A 23,337-nucleotide genomic window follows, 5' to 3' on the forward strand; every position below is an offset into this window, starting at 1 on the left:
TTTCCGGCCCGTCAACGGGTAGCCCGCGGGGCATTGACGCCGCCCACCAGCAGCACGATTTCCCCCTTGGGAGGGCGTTCCGCAAATTCCGCCGCCAGCCGGGAGGCCGGACCGCGATGGTAAGTTTCAAAGGTTTTTGTCAGTTCCCTAGCTACGCAGACGGGAATATCCGGATCCAGCGCCGCCAGAGCCTGCATGGTTTTGACGATGCGATGGGGGGATTCATAAAAAATACTGGTATGGGAAGCTTCCGCCGCCGTTTGGAGCACAGCGTTTTTTTTCCCGGATTTGACGGGCAGAAAGCCGCCGAAGAAGAAGGCGTCCGTAGGCAGTCCGGACCCCACCAATGCCGTCACCACGGCAGATGGCCCGGGAAGGACGGTGAAGCTTATTCCCTTTTCCTTGAGCGTCTGAATGAGACGGTAGCCCGGATCGCTCACGCCAGGCATGCCCGCATCACTGATCACGGCAAAGCTTTCCCCGCCGGCCGCGCGCGCCGCAATTTCCCCGGCGCGCGGCTGCTCATTGTGGTCATGCATGCTTATCAGCGGTTTGCGGATTTCATAATGGGAAAGCAGAAGGCCGGAATGGCGGGTGTCTTCACACGCAATGACATCCACCTTGCGCAGCACGTCCAGCGCCCGCAGGGTGATGTCCGCCCGGTTGCCGATAGGCACCGGAACAAAATAAACGCTGTATTCCACTTCCTCCATAAGCACAAATTTTCCTGAACCGGGCGGGGTTAGCCATTGGTAAGGGTTTCCGCAATGGAAGTAGCCACCAGACGGGCCGCATAGGAAAGGGCATTCGTGCGGGCCGACTGAATGTTGCCCTGGTCAAAGAATTGACCTACTTCCTCCGCAGAGCCGGCATACAGGATTTCCTGCGTCCTGGCGTCCACCACACGGTATTTGACAGACAGGCGCAATCCAAGTTCCGTACTTTTGTAGGTGTCTTCCCGGCTGGAGCGCAACTGGTCGAAGGTGATGGAGTACACTTCCCCCTCCACCCGGATATCCGCATCCGCGCCGGAGCTTAACCGGTAGGTGCCGTCCCGCTGCAGCTCATCCGCCAAGGCGCCTGTCACCAGCGTGGCGGCGCGGGGCTCCAAAGAGTTGTTGGCAAAGAGGCATACCTTGACGGTCTGGGCCAGTTCCAGCTTGGGCGGCTTGGTGCCGCCAAACTGGTAGCCGCAAGAACCGGCCAGGAGGCAAAAAACGGGCAGGAAGAGTTTGAAAACGTTCCGGATACGGTTCATGAGGACGGAGAGTTCCTGTTATCTGCTGGTCACGCGCAGTTCTTTCAGGCGGGCCTTCGCCCTGGCGGCGGCGGCGGGATTGATGCTGCCCCTGGAGACTACTTCCTGGTAGCAGAAGATGGCCGCATCCGTATCTTTCATCTTGGTCAGGTAGTATTCCGCCACTTCCAGCTGCTGGGCCACCAGCTCACGCTTCATGGCCGCCAGATCGGCGCGGGCCGCTCCTGCCCGGGCACTGTTGGGATAACGCTGAAGGTAGTCTTCATAAGCTTCCTGGGCGCGGGCCACATTGACGTGGTTGCGGTCACCATCCGCAGCGGCCTGGCGATACAGGGTGGCTATCTGGAGCTGGGCCGTGGGGGCCAGCGGAGAGTTGGGGTAATTGTCCACCAGGTTCTGGTATGCTTCAATGGCCTCCTTCATCCGGCCGCGGGCGGCCAGATAATTGCCCAGAACGTTCATGGCCTGCGGGGCGGTAGGGGCGTACGGAGCGTTGTCCCGCACATGCTTCAGCCATTCCGTGACGTTCGTGGGATCCATCCTGACGTCAAACATCCACAGCACGCGGTTGGTCAGCGCGCCGCTCGCAGCGCCGAAGGCCATTTCCTTCTGCCGGGCCATGGCCTGCCTGTACAGGGGGCTGTCCGGATGACGGTCTATGAGCTTCTGGTACTGGTCAAACGCATCCGCGGGTTCCTTGCGGGCCTCATGAAGCTCCGCCATTCTGAACCGGGCCTGGGGAGCTTCCCTGGAAAGGGGGTGCTTTTCCACCACGCGCCTGTATTTCTTAATGGCCCCGGAGAGATCATTCTTCGTTTCCTTTGCCCTGGCTTCCTGCATCAGGACAATCGCCTGCTGATCCACCATGCGGACGGTTCCGGGGGGGGGAGGCGCCTCCGAAGAGCATTGGCACAAAGCCAGCGTCCCGGGAACAGCAGCCATCATGAGAAGCAGTTTTTTCACATTCATGATTTTACAGCAGAAAAAGAGGGCACGTCAATCCGGCGAACGCAGATTGACGCGCAAAAGGAGTTAATGGCCCTTGCCGTACACGGCCTCGGCATCAAAAACGACGCCTCCGTCCGCTTCACGCAGCGTGACGGGTGCCCCCTGGGGCTGGGCTTTCAGTTCATCTCCGAACGGAACGGAACGGTAAAAGCAGGAGTGGTGCCCTGTGTGGCAGGCGCCGGCGCCGCACTGGTCCACCAGCACAATCAGGGCATCCTGGTCGCAGTCAACCAGGATTTGCTTCACTTTTTGCACGTGGCCGCTAGTCGCGCCCTTATGCCAGATTTCCTGGCGGCTGCGGGAATAGTAAACGGCTTCCCCCAATTCCATGGTCATGCGCAGGGATTCCGCATTCATATAGGCCAGCATCAGCGGTTCATGGGTAACATGGTCCATGGCGAGGGCCGGAATCAGGCCGTTCTGGTCAAATTTGGGGGCGAATTCCACGCCTTTTTCCACATTCACCTTGCCGCGGTCGGCAAAGACAATCCGGGATGAGATGTCGTTTTGTTCCATAACCGGCCCCCTTAGTACATGAAATATCCGACATATACCAATCTTTTCTGTTGCCCTGACGCAACGAAATGTTTTCATAGGAGCATATGGCATTTACGGCATCCCAAGCGTTCGACCTGCTGCGCACCGCCTTCTCCCGCAACCGGCTTCCCCATGCCCTGCTCATTGTGGGAGACGAACACCAGGGAGCCTCCCGCCTGATCCTGCAATTGCTGGAGCTGATGAACGGCATCCGGGCAGACCACCTGGACAGTGTGAGGGACGAGTATTGCCGGCTGGTACGCCCCAAGTCCAAGTCGCGCCGCATCCTGCGGGATGATATCCGGGCCGTGGAACCCTTTTTGCAACAGCGCGCGGCGGAGGGGAAATGGAAGATAGCCGTGTTCATGGATGCGGAGCGGATGAATGACGAGGCCGCCAACGCTTTCCTGAAAACCCTAGAGGAACCGCCCGGACAGTGCCTGCTCATTTTGTCCACCTCCCAGCCGGACCAGCTCCTTCAGACGATTATTTCCCGCTGCGTGCGCGTCAATCTGCTGCAATCCGGGGAATTCAGGCTCACCCCCATTCAGGAGGCCCTGCTCCCGCACTGGCTGGAGACCTGCCGCAATCTGAATAATGACCTGGCAGCACTGGCCTTCCGCAGCAGGTTCATGGACGTCATGGCGGAAGCCAAGGCCGCCATCACCAAAAACCTGAACCAGGCTCTGAAAGATGAAGCCAGGGAAGCGGCCCAGGGTACGGACGCCTCCGACTGGGAGGCCCGCAATAAGGACGCGAACGCCGCCCAGATAGAGACGGAATACCTGGAACAGCGCAATCAGGCCCTGGAATTGCTAATCAGCTGGTTCGGACAGGCAGCCCTGATTGCCTCCGGAGCCCCGGAAGTCACTCCGATTCATCCGGAGGTGCGCACGCTGGCCGCCCAGATGCCCGTGAACGAATTGCTGAAGCGCATGGAGGCCCTCAACAAGCTCCGTGATGATTTGAATTTCAATATTCACGAAGCCCTGGCCCTGGATGTCCACCTGCTGGCGGCCGTCGGGTCCTGCTGACCGAACAACCCCGCCTGCCACCGTTGGGCCGCGCCCCGCACCGGAAAAGGCGCAGAAGGTCAGTATTCTTGCTTTTCCTTCCGGATCAGGGGCGCCATGATTTCCTCATAGGCTCGGAATTTCTGCTCATACGTCAGCCGCGCCGCCGCCGGACTGGTGGAAGGCATTTGAATGACGGAAAGCGTTTCCCGAAGGAACAGTTCGGGAAAATACCGTTTAAGGTATTTATGGGAAGCGGTGCCGTTGCAGCAGACCACGCCGATGCCCGGGAAGCGATCCAGCAGGGCCGCAATATCGTTGGGCCGTTCCTGGGAGATGTGCTGGTCCAGGCTGCCGGGCCTGACGCCGGAGGCCACTACGTCCCACAGCCCCACCCCGCCCCGGTTGAGCAGGGACAGGCGTTCCTCATATGGCAGGGAGGGATCAAAGCCCAGAAGGGCACCCATGATTTTCCAGAACGCGTTGCGGGGATGAGCGTAATACTGGGCCTGACGCAGGGATTCGTCCCCCGGCAGGGAACCGAGCACCAGCACGGAACAATCCGGGGTGACGGAAGGAGGGAAGGAGCATTTTTTCACGGCTGGAAACGGTCAGGGGTTCTGCATGCCGGAATGCCGGCGCACTTCCTTCATACTCACTTCCTGCCGGAGCAGGGAGGACAGCCACGGGTGGCTTCCCACGGAGGGGGCCAGGTTGAACCGCTCCGGTCTGGTGATGCGCGTGAAAATGACGCGCCTGATTCGGGATTTGGGCACCGTCCTGACTCCGTAACCGTCCGGAATGTTGGAGGACCAGAACGTTACCTGCTCCCCTCCGTCCTTCACCAGGACGGTCAGATGGCCGGATTCCCGGCGCCCGATGCGGTCCGTCCAGAAAATTTTCATAAAGTCTCCGGGGCGGGCCTTTCTCCAGTCCTCAAAGTTGATGCCGGCTCCCAGTCTGTGCACCAGGACGGCCAGGCCGGGGCCATTGGCGTTCGCCCATCCCCACGGCCCTTCGCCGTCATGCTGGCCGAGGCGGGGGATGAGGGCCAGCCACGCGCGTTCGGAGATAACGGGCCGCGGCTGTGCAGAGTCCCATATCTCCAAAGATTTCAAAAGGAGCAGGTAGCAGGCGGAGGAACAGAAGGAGGGCGCGGCGTTACGGAGAAGAAAAACGGGACGGCGCGCGCGGGGGTCCCAGCGGCAGGTTTTTTCCGCTAGGGCCTGCATGGCTTCCCTGCTTGTCTGGTAGCCGCCGCCGTTCCGGAATTGAGAAAGCCCGGTCCGCAGGGCCCGGTACCAGGAAGCCGCCCCCGAAGACGCGGCGCTCCCCCGCCCCGTGGAAGAAAGGTCCGCAGCCGCGGCCGCGGAACACAGCAATCCGAGACAGCAAATCAATGTCAGGGCATTCCTCATCCTTGCCCCGCAGGGTATACGGACAGCGGAAAATATCAAGGGCGGATTGCGTACGGAGCTGTACGAAAAGGAAAGAAGGCCATAGCCTTTTCCCCGGAATTCCTGTTGTTTTGTCTGGACTTATCTTCCGGCGTCCCGTACTGTGCGTCAGGTCACGCGCCGGGTATGCGGAGCGGAGAGGCAACGCACCTTGGGCGGACCTTGTTTCCGGCATTTATTTTTAACCACCACGGACCACATAGAGGCATCATACCATGGCAAAACGCGAAGATATCCGCAAAATCCTCATTATCGGCTCAGGCCCCATCATCATCGGCCAGGCCTGCGAGTTCGACTACTCCGGCACCCAGGCCTGCAAGGCCCTCCGCGCCGAAGGTTACGACGTCGTTCTGGTGAATTCCAACCCCGCCACCATCATGACGGACCCCGGCATGGCGGACCACACCTACATTGAGCCTCTGACCGTGGACCGCATCACGGCCGTGATTGAGAAGGAACGCCCGGATGCCCTGCTGCCCAACCTGGGCGGCCAGACGGCCCTGAACCTGGCTTCCAAGCTGCATGAGGAAGGCATCCTGAAACAGTACGGCGTGGAAGTCATCGGCGTGGACCTGGAAGCCATCGCCCGCGGCGAAGACCGCATCATTTTCAAGGAAACCATGGACAGGATCGGCGTGCCGGTCGCCAAGTCCGAACCCGTCTATTCCGTGGAGGAAGCTGAAAAGGTGGCTTCCGAGCTGGGCTACCCCGTCGTGCTGCGCCCCGCCTACACCATGGGCGGCACGGGCGGCGGCATCGTTTATAACGTGGAAGAACTGCGCCAGGTGGTCCCCCGCGGCCTGGCCGCCTCCCTCATCAACCAGGTGCTGGTGGAAGAATGCGTGCTGGGATGGGAGGAACTGGAACTGGAAGTCGTCCGCGACGCCAAGGGACAGAAGATTACCGTTTGCTTTATTGAGAACGTGGATCCCATGGGCGTGCACACCGGAGACAGCTTCTGCGTGGCGCCCATGCTGACCGTTCCGCAGGAAGTGCAGGACAAGCTTCAGGATTATTCCTACCGCATTCTGGACGCCATCGGCGTCACGGGAGGAACAAACGTGCAGTTCGCCCACAACCGGGAAGACAACCGCATCATCGTTATTGAAATCAACCCCCGCACGTCCCGTTCCTCCGCTCTGGCTTCCAAGGCCACCGGCTTCCCTATCGCCTCCGTCTCCACCAAGCTGGCTTCCGGCGTCACGATGGACGAACTTCCCTACTGGCGCAAAGGCTCTCTGGAAAAATACGAACCTTACGGCGACTATGTAGTCGTGAAGTTCGCACGCTGGGCCTTTGAAAAATTCCCCAAGGCGGCCGACAAGCTGGGCACCCAGATGAAAGCCGTGGGCGAAGTAATGAGCATCGGGCAGAACTTCAAGGAAGCTTTTCAGAAGGCTGTACGCTCTCTGGAAATCGGGCGCGCCGGCCTGGGCCGCGTGAAAAAGCTGGAAGCCCTCTCCACCCCGGAATTGCGAGAAAAAATCACCTACGGCAACAGCGAACGCTTCTTCCAGATTTATGAGCTCCTGCGCCGCGGCGTGACCGTAGGGGAAATAGTTAAGCTGACCCGCATCACTCCGTACTTCATTGAACAGATGAAGGAACTGGCGGACTTTGACTTTTCCCTGGACGGGCAGAACTGGGATTCCCTTTCCGCGGAAACCCTGCGCCAGGCCAAGGAAATGGGCTTTTCCGACAAATATCTGGCCCAGATTTTCGGAGTGCCTGAAAAGGCCGTCCGTGGCCGCCGGCAAAAAGACGGCATCACGGCCACCTTCCGCATCGTGCCCGTCAGCGGCGTGGAACACGCGGAATACTACTACTCCACTTACAGCGGCGCGGCGGACGAAGTTCCCGTGAACGACAAAAAGAAAATCATGATTCTGGGCGGCGGTCCCAATCGCATCGGCCAGGGCATCGAATTCGACTACACCTGCGTGCATGCCGCCTTCACCCTGCGCGACCACGGATATGAATCCATCATGGTGAACTGCAACCCGGAAACGGTTTCTACGGACTTTGACACGGCCAACAAGCTGTACTTTGAACCCGTGACCGTGGAAGACGTGCTGGCTATTTACGAGAAGGAAAAGCCGGAAGGCGTCATCGTCCAGTTTGGCGGCCAGACCCCGCTTAACATCGCCCAGGCCCTCAAGGACGCCGGCGTGAAAATCATGGGAACCCAGCCGGAAGGCATCCGTCTGGCGGAAGACCGCGAATATTTCCGTGAACGCATGATCGCCCTGAATATCCGCCAGCCGGAAAGCGGCACGGCCCGCTCTCTGGAGGAAGCCGTGGAACTGGGGCGCCGCATCGGCTACCCGGTCATGGTGCGCCCCTCCTTCGTGCTGGGCGGCCGCGGCATGGAAGTCATTTACGACGAAGAAAACCTGAAGCGCTACGGCGTGGAGGCCATCCAGGTCAGCCCGGAATATCCCATGCTGATTGACCGTTTTCTGGACAATGCCATTGAAGCGGAAGTGGATGCGCTGGCCGACGGCACGGACACTTTTGTAGCCACGGTCATGGAACACATTGAACTGGCCGGCATCCATTCCGGAGACTCCGCCTGCGCCATCCCTCCCGTGACAATCGCGCCCAAGCACATCCGCACCATTGAGGAACATGCCGCCAAAATCGCCCAGGACTTCCAGGTAAAGGGTATTCTGAACGTGCAGTTCGCCATCTGCAACGATGAGGTTTACATCATTGAGGCCAACCCCCGCGCCTCCCGCACGGTGCCTATCGTCTCCAAGGTAACGGGAATCTCCCTGGCGCGCTACGCCACGGAAATCATGCTGGGCAGGAAACTCAAGGAGCTGGGCCTGAAGCCGCGCGCCTGCCGTTTCATCGGCGTGAAGGAAGCCGTTTTCCCCTTCAACATGTTCCCGGAAGTGGACCCCGTACTGGGGCCGGAAATGCGCGCCACGGGCGAAGTCATGGGCATTGCGGACAACTTCGGCATGGCCTACTACAAGGCCCAGGAAGCTGCGGGCTGCATTCTGCCTACCGCCGGCAAGGTGCTCGTCACGGTTTCCGACCGGGACAAGAAGTTCATCGAACCCATTGCCCGGGATCTGATTTCCCTGGGCTTTACGATCGTCTCCACCGGCGGCACCGCAGAATACCTGCGCGGCCAGGGCGTGGAAACGGAAGTGGTCAACAAGCTGCATGAAGGACGCCCGAATCTGGGCGACATGATCACCAACAAGCAGATCGACCTGATTATCAACACTCCGGTGGACCGCACCAGTATGATTGACGATTCTTTCATCCGCATGCAGTCCATTCAGAAGAAGATTCCGTACATGACCACCATCGCCGCAGCCAGGGCTACGGTGGAGGGCATCCGTTCCGCCCAGCACGTGAAGGTATCACCCCGTTCCCTCCAGGAATACCATTCCTGAACGGGAAATATCCATTCTATTTGAACAATGCCCCGCATGGTCCATGCGGGGCATTGTTCATCATCAGGCTAACGTAAAAACGAGAAATTGGAGACACTCCTCTCTTCTTCCCCGCGCCGCAGGCATAAATCACATTCCCGCTATTTCCGCACAAATCAGCGTGGCGTTATCCTGGTCAGCGGAGTTTTCGCGGCTAATACCGCCCAGGATGGAACATACCAGTTCCGCTGCGGGAAGCATGGATAAATAAAGTATTCGCGCCGGCTCCAGGGATTGCAGATAAGACTCTACACCGTCACTGGCGACCAGAAGACGGTCTCCAGGAACCAGCGGGAAGCAATCCTCCCGCAAATCCACCAAAGGGATTTCCTCCCCCATCAGGGCAGAGGTCAAAAAATTCCGGGAAGGATGGTTCAAAGCTTCCTCCCGGCTGATAATCCCTTCATCCGCCATTTGGTCCAGTTCAGAGGAATACTGATGCAGCTCATTAAGCAGCAATATCTTTTCTTTCCGGATGAGTAGAAGAAGGGAATCCCCCACGCTGGCCCAACGTAGCCCATCCTTCCCTATCCAGGCCGCTACCAGCGTCGTTCCCATTTCTTCATCCTTTCCTCCTTTTTTCCGGACAGCGCATACCTGTTCGTTCGCGGCGTCCACCGCGGACTTCATTCTTTCTCCGGGAGTGGGGAATTCCCGTTTAAACGCCTTGGAAAATCCTTCCACGGCCGCACGGCTGGCCAGTTCTCCGCCAGTATACCCTCCCATGCCGTCTGCCAATACCAGCAACAGGGAATCATCCCCGGTCAGAATGGAAAAGGAATCCTGCTGGTTTTCGCGGGCGCCCAGAATTTGGTCTCCACACAATCCGGAAACCTGAAAAGACCCTTGATAAAAAGACTGCTGCATCATGATAATGAAATACTATACTACAGCACAGCCGCCGGAATAAAGAAAGAATGTCAAAAAAACCTGACTGGATTTCTGGAATGCTTTTTCCAGAGGCCATGAATGAACGCCGCATCCTCAGCCGCTCCCCAGATACACCACAGTTTCATTCGGAACCGTAACGCGTCCCTCCGTTTCAAACCGGTCAAACAACCTTTCCAGGGCGTCCAGCCAGGAGGACCGCTCTTCCCCTCCCTCCGTCAGGGCATAGGAGGCGGACATCATGCGGCGGAGATACTGCTCCCGCGTGTAGGACAAATCATTTGGGAAGCGGAATACCCGGAAACGGTGGTTGAAAAACGCTCCAATGCTGTCCGTCAACGTCGCCAGGCCGCCACTGAATCCATCAAAGCGCGGACAGTAAAGACGGTGGATATCCCCTTCCTCCCGGACAACGGGACTGTCTTCCACCCTGGAGTTCCAAATCAGGGCGACCCTGCCGCCTCTGGATAAAATACGGCGGCATTCCCTCTTGAACGCGGCGGCGTCAAACCAGTGGAATGACTGCGCCGCCGTCACCAGATCCACCGAAGCTCCGGGGAGCCCGGTGCGCTCCGCCGTTCCCTTCACGGAATGAAAATGGGGAAAAGCAGCCAGCCGTCTCTCCGATTCCTCCTTGCCCGGTGACCGTCATGCAGAAAGGCAGGCGGGAAAGATTGCGTTCCTTGCTCATTCCCCGGCAACATGGGCGGAGCAGCCCCTACAGATGGCTTTACAAGTCCTTCATGAACTTTTAGTATCCGGATCAGGCCCGCCTTTCCCGGATTGCGTCCTGACTACGGGAAAAACGAGCATCTGCGGGTTTCATTTTTCAGACAGCGCCGCCCATGTTCGGATATTACAGACTTGCCTCCGCCGTCCCCCAGCTCCGCGTGGCTGATGTGGACTACAATGTCAACCAACTTACGGAGGGATTCCGGAAAGCCGCGGAACAGCAGGCGGCGGCCGTCGTTTTCCCGGAACTGTGCATTACGGGCTATTCCTGTGGAGACCTTTTTTTCCAGCCGAACCTGAGGAAAGCGGCCCTGGACGGTCTGCTCCGCTTTGCGGAAGCCACGGAAGGCTCCGGCACGATTGCCGTGGTGGGCCTGCCTTTCCTTCATGAAGACGCCCTGTACAATACGGCGGCGATAGTTCAGTCCGGCCGCATTCTGGCGCTGGTGCCCAAAACCGTGCTCCCCAACTACCGGGAATTCTACGAAAAGCGTCAATTCACCTCCGGCAAGGAATTGGGTACAGGGGTGAAGGACGTCACAGTCAATGGGATGCGTATCCCGTTCGGGACGGGAATCGTTTTTCATGAAGAATCCTCTCCCTTCAGTTTTGGCGTGGAAATATGCGAAGACCTGTGGAGCGTCATTCCTCCCAGTTCCCAACTGGCTCTTCTGGGGGCCAGAGCCATTCTCAACCCTTCCGCAGGAACGGAACTCACAGGCAAGGCAGCATACAGGAGGGAACTGGTCAGACAGCAGAGCGGCAGATGCCTCTGCGCCTATGTCCTTTCCTCCGCAGGTGTGCATGAATCCACCACGGACACCGTATTCGGCGGCCATTCCCTCATTGCGGACAACGGCAGGCCAGCAGCGGAGGGGGAACGGTTCTGCAGGGAAAGTACCCTCATCTTTGCGGACGTGGATTTTGAACGGCTGGAGGCGGCGCGCCTCTCTGAAAGCTCCTTCAATGACAGCAAATCCCTTTTCCCCGCCGGGAACGCCCTGCATCTGGTCCTGCCGGAACAGGTTCCCGGAGCGCCCGGCCTGGAATACGCTTTCAACCCGGCACGGCCCTTCCTGCCTTCTCCGTCCCGCCGCCGGGAACGGTGTGAGGAAATCATCTCCATCCAAACGGCAGGTCTGGCCAAAAGAATGGAATATACCTGCGCGCAACGGCTCGTCATCGGCATCTCCGGCGGGCTGGACTCCACACTGGCCCTGCTCATCAGCGCCCGCGCCTGCCGGGCGCTGAAGCGGCCGGCCTCGGACATTCTGGCCGTGACGATGCCCGGCTTCGGCACCACGGACAGAACCCATGATAATGCCGTAACCATGTGCCGCCTTCTGGGCGTGGAACTCCGGGAAATCCCCATCTCGGAATGCTGCCTCCGGCACTTCGCCGACATCGGGCACGACCCCGCCGAACGTACCACCACTTATGAAAACGTCCAGGCCCGCGAACGCACGCAAATTCTGATGGATCTGGCCAATAAAATCGGGGGGCTGGTCGTGGGAACAGGGGACCTGTCGGAAATTGCTCTGGGATGGAGCACCTACAATGGGGACCACATGTCCATGTACGCGGTCAACTGCTCCATTCCGAAAACGCTGATACGCTGCCTCATTGAACACATCGCGGAAGGATCATCCCCGGAACTGGCAGCAACCCTTGCGGACATCAACAGCACCCCCGTCAGTCCGGAACTCCTGCCGCCGTCGGACGACGGCACCATTGAACAGAAAACGGAAGACGTGCTTGGGCCTTACGACCTGCACGACTTTTTCCTCTTCCACTTCATCAAATACGGGGCGGAACCGGATAAAATCCTGTACCTGGCGGAACATGCCTTCCGCGGCGAATTTCAGCCGGACTTCATCCGCCGCTGCCTCGGCATCTTCATCCGCCGTTTCTTCCGTCAGCAATTCAAGCGCAGCTGCATGCCGGACGGCCCCAAGGTGGGCACCATTTCCCTTTCCCCGCGCGGGGACTGGCGCATGCCTTCCGACGCCTGCGGGACCGTGTGGGAAAAAGCCATCTCCCACTACTGAGACCTCCTATCCGGAAAGCTGCGGAACCGGCTTTTCCCGGAACCCGGCAAGGATGCCAAAGGCTGCATCAATGCCCGGGGGCCAGCTTCAACCCGATAATGCCTATCAGAAGGAAGGAGGCCGCCAGCATGCGCCAGATATTGGTGGAATCCCCGAACCACAGAATGCCAATCAGGAACGTTCCCAGCGCGCCAATGCCGGTCCACACCGCATAAGCAGTACCGATGGGGATGCTCCGCTGGGCAAGCCACAAAAGAAAACCGCTCAGAACCATGCTGAAAACGGAGCAGGCGATGCAGGCGGCGAATTTGCCGGGCCCTGTGCCGGGCGTTTGAGAAAGTTTGAAACCCAGAGGCCACCCGATCTCGCAGAGACCGGCCAACACCAGATAAATCCAGGACATATATTGAAACGGGAAATCACCTTCCGCTCGCCGGCCTTCCCGAACGGAAAAAGCTCCAAGGGCAACGGATGCCTTGCAGAATATCTGCCCGGCGTTTCCGATCAAGGCAATAATTTTTTGCGGAATTATCCCTTTTAGTCTTGTTACCCCTCTCCTACTTCGTAGGAAGAGGAATAAAAAAGCTCCTTCTTTTTGGAAGGAGCCTTTTTGCAAATAAATTTCTATAGAGGTTTTTACGTTTGCTGTAGATTCGCTATTTCATTCTCTAATTTCCCTATTTCTGTTTCTAATATGGATTGAGAATTAGGATTATTCAAATTTATTTTATCTTCTATTTTTTCAGATATTTCGAATTCTATAATTTTACCAATATTCTCTTGTTTTATTAACCTAAATTCAAAATAACTAATACAGATAAAAACTGTAGGAAAGAAAAGAATCCATGATAAATAATATGCTTCACAATCTGTACAATCGCGATGTATAAGCATCACTGACGCAAGAATAGAAATAATAGAAAGTATGACAGCAATTTTCCTCACCTTCATGACTACGGCTGAAACTATTCCTTCAATTTCAGAATTTACATCTTCTCTAATATTAGCGGGAAATCTATTTCCTAATTTTTGAGTAAATTCTGATTTAATTTTATTGAAAATTTTATCATGAAGGGCTTTTTTCCCATCTTCTGTAAGCGCTGTAAATATAGAAGTCAATGTGCACAAAGTGATTACCGTTTGTAAAATTGCTAAACGATAACCATTACCTTGGCAATGCTCCTTTTCTATACACAAGGCAATACAAAAAATTAAAAATAATGACAACAGGCTACACAAAAATACAGTCCAATAGAATCTTTTCGTCAACATTCTTAAAAATTAGCAAGCTATATTTTTGATAGAGTCTAAAAGACTATTAAGCTTATGCGTAGTAGCTTCGTCGTTCCAAGATGCCTCTGCTTTTCTCTCATCTGGATTATATTCAAAACGGAATTTATTAGAGTCTACTATGCATATATTATGATTCAGACCAACACCTTTATTTTTTTCAAAAGAAACAAGATTGGCATATATAGGGGCTTCCAATAACGAAACCAAAAGAGAACTATCTTTGTCAGGGTTCTCTTTTTGAATCATAATATCAAAACATACATTTCTATCTAAAGCTTTTTTAATAGCATAAACGAGTTCAAAATCATTATAAATTTCATGATTTAAACTACGAGCAAAGATACGAACACTATTTTCTGCTGAATTAATAAATTCAGTCAATACGACCTTGGCATCACCTGTTGAATCATTGAAAAAATGACGCTTATCAGCTACATTTTTCATAGCTTCAACATAGACTTTATATATATTATCAGACATGATGATTACATGGGTATCAAAAAATGTGACCACACAAGCGTAACTTCTCCTCCAAGACAGTCAAGCTTTTCCTGTTATTTTTATGACGTTTAGAATGTTTGCTCTCTAAAAAATTACACTCTTTAGCAATTTCATTTGATAGCATTTTGTTCCTGTTATTCCTGTTGGATTTGACTCTTATTGAATGCTATCCGTTCATCTGATGCCAGTGGTATTTCCTTATGTCTCAAATAGCTTCTAACAAATAAAAAAAGGCTCTGTCCTACCAAATAGGTGCAGGAATGTATCTCATTCCAAGCGTTAGGTGCAGCCCACTCACAATCTTCATAAGCAAATCTCCCCACCATCGTCATTGACAGTGGGGATTTTTATTGTAACAATTTTACAAATTTTCTAATTTATCGCCAGCAGGAAGAGACTTAATGTAATCTTCCATGTATTGCCAATCTGGATTCCCTTGCTTGTCTGACGGAAGCCATATCTCAGATTCTTCCATGCGGTCTAATTTCCATTTTCTACCATAGGAAAAACGGTATTTTTCATTACGTATTACCGTGCAGATAAAAAGACCAATAGCAGGGTTCAATTCCCATCCATTAGGATAAAGAACATTGACATCATCAGAAGCCCAAAATGGAACAGGCTGATAAAATGCTTCACCTACCGACCCATTATAATTTATTGTTATTACATTTCCTGAATGTATAGGCTGTTCATCAATATAGGCAGATACGCCATTACTGCTATCTATTGCTCCTATGAATGGTAACTTGCCCTCTACCTTATCAGCATCAGTCAAACGTTTGCCTTTTTGTAAATGAAACAAACTTCCAATTCTGAACTTCTTCCACTGTATTATACTTCGTAATAGTTCATTCTCTCCCCTCTCTCTAACTAACAATTGTTTTATTTTCAAAAGCGGGTCGCTATTATGACATGATGCTGTATTGTCTAATTTGGATAAACAGACATTTAATGATGGAAGTTCTTTTACATAACTTTCCATGTATTCCCAATCTGGCTCTTCGCAATTATTCACAGGTAATGAAATTTCCAATCTCTTAATTACACTGCTGTATACTGCTCGCCCATAATTAAAACGATAACGCTCGCCGTTTATGACGGAGCAAAGATACAATCCTTTATAAACATTCATGTGAAAACGAGGAATAAGAATGTTTACCCTCCCGTGGGAAACTGCATAAAATTTTTGCGAATGGAAATATGCCTTGCAAAACATATCTACTGTTATAGCATTTGCAGGAAACATTTGTGCTTTCCCATCTCCTACGCCGTCTACATATCCCACAACACCATTATTAGTGTCACCTGCTGACACCAATGGAATGTAACCTGTTTCTGGTGACGAAATCGTATGTGATTCTTTCAAGTCCCCTTTTGACAATTCAACATCAAATAATTGACCTATCTTGAACTTTTTGTATTTTATCATAATGCATTACTTGTTTGAATTTGAAATGCAATATAATCTCTCAACACTTTTTCAAAGTCAGATTGTTGCAGTTGAGAGTAGTCTGTTTCCATATATGCTTCACATAGCCATTCTTCATCTGCTGTTACCTTTCTTACTGCGGACATGCCTTCCACGCTGTGTTTCTTCCTATATAAGTCAAGCCAATGTTCCTCTATCTTATTCCATAATCCTTCTTCCTTTTCTACTCGCCCGTAATTCTTTCTTTTTACAAATCCATCATCCTTAAAGTAACCGAAGAAAGTCTCTTTGATAGGTGCAGACTCATGACGAACACCTAAATCAAATACCATGCAACAGGCACACACAGTAGCACCAGGATGGAATACATCGTTAGGTAAAGAGAATACCGCATCTAAATGGTGTTTTTGTAGCATCCGTTCCTTAATTGCTCGAATCTCCTTATCATTACCGATAGCGCACGCCATTGGTAGCAACGCAACTAATTTGCCCTTACCCACTGTATTAGCAATGTATTCAACAAAGTGGAAGCCTTTTGTTGGGTCTTCGTCTTTCTTCTTCCCTTTGCTCCATTTTTTTGTATAGGCTGGATGACATTTAATGCGTTGGGCATTATATGGGGGATTCATTAGAACTGTGTTTATCTGAGCATCCTGTATCCAATCCTCCCGCTCAAAACAGTTAGCCTTTATCACATTTGAATTACCATCCCCATGAATTAACATATTCGTAGTAGATAATCCAAAGGCATAGTCTTCATCTTCGATGCCATATATTTGCTCTTTCTTCACCTTTTGTTCATCGGCGATGTTTCCATTGCAATCATCAATCGCTTCTGTCAATGCTCTTACCAAAAAAGCACCACTTCCGCAACAAGGGTCAAGAACTCGTGAATTTCTATTGACATTAGCTACTTTACACAAGAAATGAACGATGTGGTCGGGCGTGAACGCCTGATTCTTATCCTTCTTGCCCACATACTTATTGAAGGTTGTAAAGAAAAGGTTAAGAATATCTTGCCCTCTACTGGTCTTATCATTGATAAATGGTAAGATTTCCTTCTTAATCTTATCTAAAATTTCAATAAAATTCTCGCTTGATAATCTCTTTACCGACTGTGCTTCAAGGATATTATTCTTCAATCGCGCTAACTTCTCACCTTTATGGAGATTATGTTCAAGCAGACCTTCCAAACAATCCTCCATTGAAGCAATAATTGCCTTTGTTGTTAAGCGGTTATAATCAAACTCCTCTGGTTTAAGGCGTTTTAATGCAAGTAGGCATGTTCCAACAAATTGGCTTCGTAACGCTTCTTCAATTCCCAATCCATGCAGTAATTCATTTAATTCATATGTACTACGAATTACTTTATCTTTGTTATTTTCCCTACCAAAGAAGACTTCTCTATAACCACTAAATGAGCGCAGTTCAGTCTCTTCCTTTAAGAAATTTTCCTCACAAACATCTCCTCGCCATACCATGATGCGATTATCGTTAGTATTAGCAAGAATGGCGATAATGCGATTATGTCTAACTAAAACCTTTTCAAATTCTACATAGCATTGCAATTGCTGCATTGCTGCATCTAGGCAAGTATCATAATTCTGTTTTGTTTCAATGAGAACAGATACTCGGTCATCTGCAAATCTTAAATCCAGATTCTTATGAATTGTCCCATTGACAGTCACCAAATTTCTGTCAATCTTCTTCTTTTTCAGAAGTTCATTGTAACTCCACTCATCGTTCTCAATATTACTTTGTAACTGAGTTCGCCCAACCGAGGCAATTACATCAACTCGGTTTCTGGAAAGTCTGCTACCCCCTCCAATCTGTTCATTATCAATACTTCGCATAAATCTTCCTGCTTAACCCTCTTACTCTTCATATTATAACACTGTTCTTACTTACTGTCAAACTGTTATTAAAAACCTGGAATTCTTCTAATTTTTCTCATAACATATTAGAATTCTATTGACAATACTGTTTCAATAGCGTATAATTCTTTTGTAAAGAAAAGGAATTATGAAGAACGAAGCCATAACAAAGTTAATCAAAGAGTTCAAGTCGCTCTCTGTATCAGAAAGAGAGAAGTTTATTGACTTTGTTACTGCTAATTCATCGCCTTCTGACTTCAAGTTTATTGTTGATACGAAACTTGCCGATGGTATCGTTTGCCCTCATTGTGGAGCAAAAGGAAAAGGCGTAAGAAAAAGTGGATACCAGAAGAACGGTCGTCCTCGCTTCTATTGCTTTCATTGTAACAAAAAGTTCTCCATTACCACTAACGGTGTTCTCTACTACTCCAAAAAGGACTTCTCCGTCTGGAAAGAGTTTATCTCCTGCTTCCTCCATGGATTCTCTGTTCGTAAGTCCGCTGAAATCTGTGGTATCAACAAGAATACCGCTTTCCTTTGGAGACACAAACTCTGTGATAGCCTCGTGGGTATTATGGACGGTGTTAGCCTTTCTGGTATCGTTGAAGCCGATGAGACCTACTTCCGTGTGAGTTACAAGGGCAACCGTCAAGCGTTCAAGAATGGTAGCGTGGATAGAAAGAAGCGTAAGCGTGGTACTTCCATTCTCCACAGGAACAGAAAGCGTGGTTTATCTCGTGAGCAAGTCTGTGTTCCGTGCGCTATTAACCGTTCTGGTCTGTCCGTTTCCAAGATTAGTGGATTAGGTAAGGCTTCCCATGATGGTATCTCCTCTGTTATCAGCGGTCACATCTCCAAGGGTTCAATCCTTTGTGCAGATGGTGCTACTGCTTATGATACATTGGCAGCAAACAAGGGTTTGGAGCGTGTGAGTGTGAGTTCCTATGGTCTTTACAACATTCAGCGTATGAACTCCTATCACAGCCGACTGAAGGGCTTTATTGACCGTTTCAACGGAGTTTCCACAAAACATCTGAATGGCTACTTGGTTTATAACAACTTCGCCAATCACGCCAAAGAGACTTACACGGAGAAGGTAAGAATTCTTACCAATCACATTTGTTCGGTCAAGTGTTTCACCAAGAGAACAAAAGTGAGTGACCGTCCTGTGATTCCTATGGTTGCTTGAGAACTACTGTATAATAAGAGTATGAGTTACGATAATAAAGAAGTAATCAAAGAGATAATAAAGAAGCAAATTCAGAAACAGGAAATGTTCTCTGAGATGGCAACGGTAGCGCGTGATTATTAGTTAGAGATTAGAATTCAGAAAAGTCATTCCCAACCAAGGAATGACTTTTCTGCTACTTGTATTTGTCTGTTATCTCGCACCTAACGCTTGGATTATCTAGTAATCCTGCACCTATTTGGTAGGACAGAGCCTAAAAAAAGTTGTTTCTACTCCTTCCTAACCTCTCTTTCACCGCCCTCAAAATCTATTCCTCCACGGACAACCCTTCTTTGACGGCCCGCTTGACCACTTCATTCAGGGTAGAATTTTTCATTCGAACGGCGATTTGAGATTCCAATTCCGAAGGATAATCCGCACTCATTAGATGGCACAAGGAGTCCTAAATGTTGAAAGCCCCTAGATACCTAGATAGCTATCATTTTCAAGCCTTTCTTTCTAGTTACACTTATTCTCTTCCACAATTCTCTTCGCCGCCCCTTCTGTGGCCCACACCACAAATTCCTCAACACTCATGTCTTTCTGAACCGCCGCCCGAACGGCCAAATTGAGAATTTTGTTAGGGATAGGAACGCTCAGTTGAGAAACAAAGTCATTGTTGGAAGCAGGTTCCCGTCCTTTCATATAGCGGGAAATCAGAATCTGGACGTGTTTCGGAATACTGCCCTTGGAGAAATAGTTATCAATGGTGCTTCTGGCTAGACCTAGGGAGGAAGCGAGTTCGGTGCGAGACACTTTGTTCTCTTCTAACCACCTTCCCAAAGTCTGAATATCCAGCGGGCGTTTCTCGTCCATGCGGGTAATTTTCTCCTATCAGGAGGGCAAATGGAAGAATCCGGGTTATTTATGATTGACAAAATCCTATTAGGATAATAACAGCTCTTTTATTGGACAATATTATATCTCATTAGGATAATTCTTTGTCCTCTCTAAGAAATCCAAAACCTAAAAACATCATGAACACGAAAACCATCATCACCAGTTTGGGGCTTATGGGCCTCTCATGTACCGCACAGGCCGCCTCTAGTGACCCTTGGAACTATTATAGAATGGGAGGGAATTATAGTTCCGCATATTCAACACGGTATGATTCCAATTTTGGAATGAGCATTAGAGGAATGTACGGATTCCATTCGGGGAATGATTATGGAATAGATATGCCAGACCTGTACGGTGCCCAATTAGGACTTCACGCTAACATTCCAGCGGGTTCTGTTTTCCATGAATTATCTTTCAATCTCGGCGCGCTTACAGGTTCTAAAACCTACGAAGGGGAGTTGAAATGGAAACAACAGGTATTCCCATTTACCGCTGGATATTCTTTTAATGTCCCCTTATCTGATTCTGCCACTTTCTATTTAGGCGGCAAAATAGGCCTTCATTATTATAAACAGGAACTCTCTGGAGGTGGAGGAAAAGTATCTGAGTCTGATTCTAGTGGAACTTACTCGGCATTAATCGGTTTCAAATTTGCTGTTACAGAAAAAACAGACATCGTTATTGGATATGAAATAACGAAATACTGGTCAGATGTTGACCCATACCACTTTATCACAGTTGGCTTTAGCTGGTCATTCTAACTTTCGGCGGTGAATTAACTGGCCTCCTTCCTTTCGGAGAAGGGGGCGATTCTTTGATTTGCATGACTTAGGCCGTCATCTTGTTTGCAGGGTGGCGGCTTTTCATTTCCAGCATAAGCCCATCAAAACTTCAAAAGCTTCATTCTCGTTCCTATAACATTGCCTGAAACAGAATTCATCCACATATTTCTGTAGGTGTTTAAGAGAAACATGGTGAAATATCCCATGAATACCTCTTTTCAGTAAGGCCCAAAAGCTTTCAATTCCATTAGTGTGAACCCCATTGCCCGCACTAAACATGACATTATGGTCAATCATGATGCGGGTAAGATTCTTATTGTTAGGATAGTTCAGAATATTGTAGCCCTTAAACTGGTCAGTCATGACTTTGGTATTAGGTTTGCAAACCTTGCTAAGGACATTGAACAATTGTTTGCCCGTCAATTGTTTTCCTTCTTCATTCCTATTGGCAACGACGGCATGAACTTTCCCAGTTCCCCTTTCCCTGACTCCAATAACAGGAACTTTAGCCGTCCCTCTTCCTCTAGGATTTTTCGGCAAGTCGTCATCATCCCCATGTTCATTCTTCTTCCGGGGTTTTCCTCCAACATAGGTTTCATCAATTTCTACAATTGCCTCAAAAGTTTCTCCTACCTCTCTTTTTGCCATAGCACTTCTAATTTTGTGCATCATCCTCCAAGCGGTTTTATAAGAAACACCTAACTCCCTTTTCAATTGCATGGCTGAAATTCCTTTTTTAGACAAACAAACCATATTAATAGCATAAAACCAATGTCTTAAAGGCATTCTTGTTTCCTCAAAAATGGTTCCCTTGAAAATAGAGAATTCCATCTTACAGTTGTTGCAATAGGCATTGCGGCAATTATAGTGAGCGTGATAAACCTTCTCCGTTTTCCCGCAAAATGGGCAAACTATTTTTCCCTCAAACCGTTTTTCAATGAGATATTTTGCCACACTCTCATCATCAGGGAATTTTTCAATGAATTCGCGGTACGTCATGTTCTACTCCTTTCTTTTTCTAGGAGTAGTGTAATGGATTATGGAGGAGTTACAAGATTAAAGTATATAGTTCCGATTTTTTATGACCCCGTATGAAATACGGACGCACACTGTTTCACCGGCTTTAGGAAAATGGTTCTTCTTCTTTCAAACCGTCTCAAACATTTTTGAGACGGAAACCGCAGCCATGTGATACTGGCGCCGTTATGGCTATTCATTATTCACTTGCCGCCATCATTCTGACCGGAACATGGCTTCCACGGGAATCGCGGCCACTACATGGATAAGCGCCCCACATCCCAGTACCTGTGCGCCGGATGGTCTTTCTGCCTGGGAGAAGCAGAGTCAAGGCTTGTCACGACCAGCATGCCGCATTCTCAACCAATGGATACGGAAGCACAGCTAACGTCCATTGATTTCAATTTAAGAGAGGTTGGAAAAGACGAGGCGGTATCCAAAACATTATCGGCAAACCGGACAACACCACTTTTACTGGGATTCATCCTTTCCAAAAATATCATCTTCAAAGAGTTACTTCAAAATCCATTCCACCTGTACGCTGCTCCTCCCGCCTTTGAGGCTATCAGGCAATAAAGTCCGACCTTCTTTCTTCCATAACGCTCCGCTACGGAAAGAAGCAATTCAATTCCCCCCCCCCGGAAACACCTCCGGGAGGGAAAAACGTATTAGCTGACTTTCCTCTATTTGAGGACAGGAGCTTTTTTGCCGGGAGCCAGCCCCGCATCCTTCCCGTCCGTCAGCCATTCAATGGTAATGGGAACAAACTTCAGCTTTTTAATATGCTCCTGGTTCTCCTCATAAAGCACCCCGACGACGCCGGGTTCCACCATGGCGAGGCTGGAATAGGCAAAACCTCCCTCGCCCAGCAGTTTCTTCACCGGCCAGGTCTTACCGTTGTCATAGCTCATGGCCACCTGTCCCTTAATGCGCCGACCCGCGCTGGGGCCGGAAAACAGGATGCGGCTTTTGCCGCCGTAAACAGGCTGGTTGCTCAGGGAATACGTCATCAGGGAATTCTGGGTACTGTCGCAGAACAGCTCCGGAGCGTCTTCCACCTGCCCCCAGGTCTCCCCGCCATCCTGGGACCACGCGATGCGGCGGCATTTGCCGGCGCCCCAATGGCGCGCAACCATCACCACGCCGCCGTTATCCGTTTCCGCAATGGACGTCTCATTCACCATGCCTTTCATATTGGGAGTCGGCTGGCTCAGCTTCCAGCTCTTGCCGCCGTCATCGCTGTAAATGCAGGAAATCACCCATTTGCCGAACGGCCCTTCATTCATCGGAATCACCAGACGGCCCTTGTGGGCGCCGCTCTTCAGCTGAGTTCCCGCATTCGGGCCGGACGCCATAATATCCACTCCGGAAGGACGCTTGGTCGTCTTCGTAATCTCCTGCGGCTTCGTCCAGGAAGAACCTCCGTTCCTGCTCTGAATCATGAAATTGCGGATGCACTTTTCATCATCCCATCCGTCCGGGATATTGGGCTGCCGCTCCTTGACCCCGGCAGGGTAACGCTGGAACACGACAGTCACGGTCCTGGTTTTGGCGTCATAAACAGGGCACGGATTATTAAATGTGGCGCCATGGGCCTTGGCAATCGCCCGGGGACGGGACCAGGTCTTCCCGCCATTCTTGCTGACGCTCATGATAATATCGTTCTCCCCCTGGTCGGTATTTTTATACCGCCCTTCGGCGAATGCCAGGAGCTGGCCCTTGCCGATACTGAGCAGGGCGGGAATGCGGATGGACGCATAGGGATTGCCCTCCCCGGCGCTGAATACGGTCACAGCCCTGTCCGTAGGGAAACCGGTTTTCTCTTCCTGCCCGAACGCCGGCAATGCCACGGCGCATACGGCACTCATCAAACACTTGAATACGGAATTCATCATCCTCTTCACCTTATTCCATTTTCCCCCTCCGTACAACAACCATGTCATGCATGTGCGCCAAGACCAGAGAAAAAGGGACATAAAG

Annotated in this window: 22 protein-coding genes; 6 read left to right on the forward strand and 16 right to left on the reverse strand. The window is 51.0% G+C overall.

Going from position 1 to position 23,337, the window contains the following annotated elements; all coding sequences use genetic code 11:
- Positions 1–11 precede the first annotated feature (11 nt).
- The 4 genes from rsmI to hisI all read right to left on the reverse strand — a co-directional run bounded on the left by rsmI (position 12) and on the right by hisI (position 2,782).
- Positions 12–713 (reverse strand): 16S rRNA (cytidine(1402)-2'-O)-methyltransferase, encoded by a 702-nt coding sequence (gene rsmI, locus O4G22_RS03255; RefSeq protein WP_306702421.1) that lies wholly within the window; start codon positions 711–713, stop codon positions 12–14.
- A 29-nt stretch (positions 714–742) separates the two neighbouring features.
- The gene (gene lptE, locus O4G22_RS03260; RefSeq protein WP_306702151.1) at positions 743–1,258 is read right to left on the reverse strand and encodes an LPS assembly lipoprotein LptE; all 516 of its coding nucleotides are present in this window, start codon (positions 1,256–1,258) and stop codon (positions 743–745) included.
- A gap of 18 nt (positions 1,259–1,276) precedes the next feature.
- Positions 1,277–2,227: an outer membrane protein assembly factor BamD gene (locus O4G22_RS03265; RefSeq protein WP_306702152.1), complete on the reverse strand. Its 951-nt coding sequence runs from the start codon at positions 2,225–2,227 to the stop codon at positions 1,277–1,279.
- Positions 2,228–2,290: 63 nt separating this feature from the next.
- A complete protein-coding gene (hisI, locus tag O4G22_RS03270; RefSeq protein ID WP_094136834.1) occupies positions 2,291–2,782 on the reverse strand; it encodes a phosphoribosyl-AMP cyclohydrolase in 492 nt (163 codons plus the stop codon).
- An 86-nt stretch (positions 2,783–2,868) separates the two neighbouring features.
- Between hisI and O4G22_RS03275 the strand changes: the two genes are divergently transcribed.
- The gene (locus tag O4G22_RS03275; protein WP_290488286.1) at positions 2,869–3,837 is read left to right on the forward strand and encodes a hypothetical protein; all 969 of its coding nucleotides are present in this window, start codon (positions 2,869–2,871) and stop codon (positions 3,835–3,837) included.
- A 59-nt stretch (positions 3,838–3,896) separates the two neighbouring features.
- Here the strand turns inward: O4G22_RS03275 and O4G22_RS03280 are convergent, their stop codons facing one another.
- On the reverse strand, positions 3,897–4,415 hold the full coding sequence (locus O4G22_RS03280; protein ID WP_306702153.1) for a DNA-deoxyinosine glycosylase: 519 nt from the start codon (positions 4,413–4,415) through the stop codon (positions 3,897–3,899).
- A 12-nt stretch (positions 4,416–4,427) separates the two neighbouring features.
- Positions 4,428–5,234, reverse strand: a complete 807-nt coding sequence (locus O4G22_RS03285; protein ID WP_295978289.1) for a hypothetical protein — start codon at positions 5,232–5,234, stop codon at positions 4,428–4,430.
- Between the two features lie 254 nt (positions 5,235–5,488).
- On the opposite strand from O4G22_RS03285, the gene carB reads away from it, so the two are divergent.
- A complete protein-coding gene (gene carB / locus O4G22_RS03290; protein WP_306702154.1) occupies positions 5,489–8,683 on the forward strand; it encodes a carbamoyl-phosphate synthase large subunit in 3,195 nt (1,064 codons plus the stop codon).
- A gap of 129 nt (positions 8,684–8,812) precedes the next feature.
- On the opposite strand, the gene O4G22_RS03295 is transcribed toward carB, so the two are convergent.
- Positions 8,813–9,592, reverse strand: coding sequence for a PP2C family protein-serine/threonine phosphatase (locus O4G22_RS03295; protein ID WP_094136829.1), 780 nt, complete (start codon positions 9,590–9,592; stop codon positions 8,813–8,815).
- A 114-nt stretch (positions 9,593–9,706) separates the two neighbouring features.
- Positions 9,707–10,198 (reverse strand): methyltransferase domain-containing protein, encoded by a 492-nt coding sequence (locus tag O4G22_RS03300; RefSeq protein ID WP_297667428.1) that lies wholly within the window; start codon positions 10,196–10,198, stop codon positions 9,707–9,709.
- Positions 10,199–10,455: 257 nt separating this feature from the next.
- Between O4G22_RS03300 and O4G22_RS03305 the strand changes: the two genes are divergently transcribed.
- On the forward strand, positions 10,456–12,390 hold the full coding sequence (locus tag O4G22_RS03305) for an NAD(+) synthase (RefSeq protein WP_306702155.1): 1,935 nt from the start codon (positions 10,456–10,458) through the stop codon (positions 12,388–12,390).
- Between the two features lie 67 nt (positions 12,391–12,457).
- On the opposite strand, the gene O4G22_RS03310 is transcribed toward O4G22_RS03305, so the two are convergent.
- From O4G22_RS03310 to O4G22_RS03330, 5 genes are all read right to left on the reverse strand, one after another.
- Entirely contained in the window at positions 12,458–12,793 is a 336-nt protein-coding gene (locus tag O4G22_RS03310) for a DMT family transporter (RefSeq protein ID WP_094136982.1), read from the reverse strand.
- Positions 12,794–13,026: 233 nt separating this feature from the next.
- A complete protein-coding gene (locus tag O4G22_RS03315; RefSeq protein WP_306702156.1) occupies positions 13,027–13,662 on the reverse strand; it encodes a hypothetical protein in 636 nt (211 codons plus the stop codon).
- Positions 13,663–13,671: 9 nt separating this feature from the next.
- Positions 13,672–14,163 carry a hypothetical protein gene (locus O4G22_RS03320; RefSeq protein WP_306702157.1) on the reverse strand — a complete coding sequence of 164 codons (492 nt, stop codon included), beginning with the start codon at positions 14,161–14,163 and terminating at the stop codon, positions 13,672–13,674.
- Positions 14,164–14,545: 382 nt separating this feature from the next.
- The gene (locus tag O4G22_RS03325) at positions 14,546–15,616 is read right to left on the reverse strand and encodes a restriction endonuclease subunit S (protein WP_306702158.1); all 1,071 of its coding nucleotides are present in this window, start codon (positions 15,614–15,616) and stop codon (positions 14,546–14,548) included.
- Positions 15,613–17,469: an HsdM family class I SAM-dependent methyltransferase gene (locus tag O4G22_RS03330; RefSeq protein ID WP_306702159.1), complete on the reverse strand. Its 1,857-nt coding sequence runs from the start codon at positions 17,467–17,469 to the stop codon at positions 15,613–15,615. Before O4G22_RS03330 ends, O4G22_RS03325 begins: the two co-directional genes overlap by 4 nt.
- A gap of 169 nt (positions 17,470–17,638) precedes the next feature.
- Here O4G22_RS03330 and O4G22_RS03335 point away from each other — a divergent pair, with 169 nt between their 5' ends.
- On the forward strand, positions 17,639–18,679 hold the full coding sequence (locus O4G22_RS03335; RefSeq protein ID WP_306702160.1) for an IS1595 family transposase: 1,041 nt from the start codon (positions 17,639–17,641) through the stop codon (positions 18,677–18,679).
- Positions 18,680–19,177: 498 nt separating this feature from the next.
- Here O4G22_RS03335 and O4G22_RS03340 read toward each other — a convergent pair whose 3' ends face one another.
- Positions 19,178–19,534 carry a hypothetical protein gene (locus O4G22_RS03340; RefSeq protein ID WP_306702161.1) on the reverse strand — a complete coding sequence of 119 codons (357 nt, stop codon included), beginning with the start codon at positions 19,532–19,534 and terminating at the stop codon, positions 19,178–19,180.
- 161 nt (positions 19,535–19,695) lie between these two features.
- Between O4G22_RS03340 and O4G22_RS03345 the strand changes: the two genes are divergently transcribed.
- Positions 19,696–20,319, forward strand: coding sequence for a porin family protein (locus O4G22_RS03345; protein ID WP_306702162.1), 624 nt, complete (start codon positions 19,696–19,698; stop codon positions 20,317–20,319).
- Between the two features lie 102 nt (positions 20,320–20,421).
- Here O4G22_RS03345 and O4G22_RS03350 read toward each other — a convergent pair whose 3' ends face one another.
- Complete coding sequence (locus O4G22_RS03350) at positions 20,422–21,339, reverse strand: IS1595 family transposase (RefSeq protein WP_306702163.1); 918 nt, start codon at positions 21,337–21,339, stop codon at positions 20,422–20,424.
- 384 nt (positions 21,340–21,723) lie between these two features.
- Between O4G22_RS03350 and O4G22_RS03355 the strand changes: the two genes are divergently transcribed.
- Complete coding sequence (locus O4G22_RS03355; RefSeq protein WP_179222836.1) at positions 21,724–21,933, forward strand: hypothetical protein; 210 nt, start codon at positions 21,724–21,726, stop codon at positions 21,931–21,933.
- Positions 21,934–22,040: 107 nt separating this feature from the next.
- On the opposite strand, the gene O4G22_RS03360 is transcribed toward O4G22_RS03355, so the two are convergent.
- Positions 22,041–23,300, reverse strand: a complete 1,260-nt coding sequence (locus O4G22_RS03360) for a sialidase family protein (RefSeq protein WP_306713930.1) — start codon at positions 23,298–23,300, stop codon at positions 22,041–22,043.
- Positions 23,301–23,337 lie beyond the last annotated feature (37 nt).

Source organism: Akkermansia muciniphila, assembly GCF_030848305.1.
GTDB classification, from domain to species: domain Bacteria; phylum Verrucomicrobiota; class Verrucomicrobiia; order Verrucomicrobiales; family Akkermansiaceae; genus Akkermansia; species Akkermansia muciniphila_A.

Bases quoted from the DNA above. Each gene is read 5' to 3' on its own strand.
- rsmI (WP_306702421.1), bottom strand. From the start codon at position 713: ATGGAGGAAGTGGAATACAGCGTTTATTTTGTTCCGGTGCCTATCGGC.
- lptE (WP_306702151.1), bottom strand. From the start codon at position 1,258: ATGAACCGTATCCGGAACGTTTTCAAACTCTTCCTGCCCGTTTTTTGC.
- O4G22_RS03265 (WP_306702152.1), bottom strand. From the start codon at position 2,227: ATGAATGTGAAAAAACTGCTTCTCATGATGGCTGCTGTTCCCGGGACG.
- hisI (WP_094136834.1), bottom strand. From the start codon at position 2,782: ATGGAACAAAACGACATCTCATCCCGGATTGTCTTTGCCGACCGCGGC.
- O4G22_RS03275 (WP_290488286.1), top strand. From the start codon at position 2,869: ATGGCATTTACGGCATCCCAAGCGTTCGACCTGCTGCGCACCGCCTTC.
- O4G22_RS03285 (WP_295978289.1), bottom strand. From the start codon at position 5,234: ATGAGGAATGCCCTGACATTGATTTGCTGTCTCGGATTGCTGTGTTCC.
- carB (WP_306702154.1), top strand. From the start codon at position 5,489: ATGGCAAAACGCGAAGATATCCGCAAAATCCTCATTATCGGCTCAGGC.
- O4G22_RS03295 (WP_094136829.1), bottom strand. From the start codon at position 9,592: ATGATGCAGCAGTCTTTTTATCAAGGGTCTTTTCAGGTTTCCGGATTG.
- O4G22_RS03305 (WP_306702155.1), top strand. From the start codon at position 10,456: ATGTTCGGATATTACAGACTTGCCTCCGCCGTCCCCCAGCTCCGCGTG.
- O4G22_RS03310 (WP_094136982.1), bottom strand. From the start codon at position 12,793: ATGTCCTGGATTTATCTGGTGTTGGCCGGTCTCTGCGAGATCGGGTGG.
- O4G22_RS03315 (WP_306702156.1), bottom strand. From the start codon at position 13,662: ATGTTGACGAAAAGATTCTATTGGACTGTATTTTTGTGTAGCCTGTTG.
- O4G22_RS03320 (WP_306702157.1), bottom strand. From the start codon at position 14,163: ATGTCTGATAATATATATAAAGTCTATGTTGAAGCTATGAAAAATGTA.
- O4G22_RS03325 (WP_306702158.1), bottom strand. From the start codon at position 15,616: ATGATAAAATACAAAAAGTTCAAGATAGGTCAATTATTTGATGTTGAA.
- O4G22_RS03330 (WP_306702159.1), bottom strand. From the start codon at position 17,469: ATGCGAAGTATTGATAATGAACAGATTGGAGGGGGTAGCAGACTTTCC.
- O4G22_RS03335 (WP_306702160.1), top strand. From the start codon at position 17,639: ATGAAGAACGAAGCCATAACAAAGTTAATCAAAGAGTTCAAGTCGCTC.
- O4G22_RS03340 (WP_306702161.1), bottom strand. From the start codon at position 19,534: ATGGACGAGAAACGCCCGCTGGATATTCAGACTTTGGGAAGGTGGTTA.
- O4G22_RS03345 (WP_306702162.1), top strand. From the start codon at position 19,696: ATGAACACGAAAACCATCATCACCAGTTTGGGGCTTATGGGCCTCTCA.
- O4G22_RS03350 (WP_306702163.1), bottom strand. From the start codon at position 21,339: ATGACGTACCGCGAATTCATTGAAAAATTCCCTGATGATGAGAGTGTG.
- O4G22_RS03355 (WP_179222836.1), top strand. From the start codon at position 21,724: ATGGATACGGAAGCACAGCTAACGTCCATTGATTTCAATTTAAGAGAG.
- O4G22_RS03360 (WP_306713930.1), bottom strand. From the start codon at position 23,300: ATGACATGGTTGTTGTACGGAGGGGGAAAATGGAATAAGGTGAAGAGG.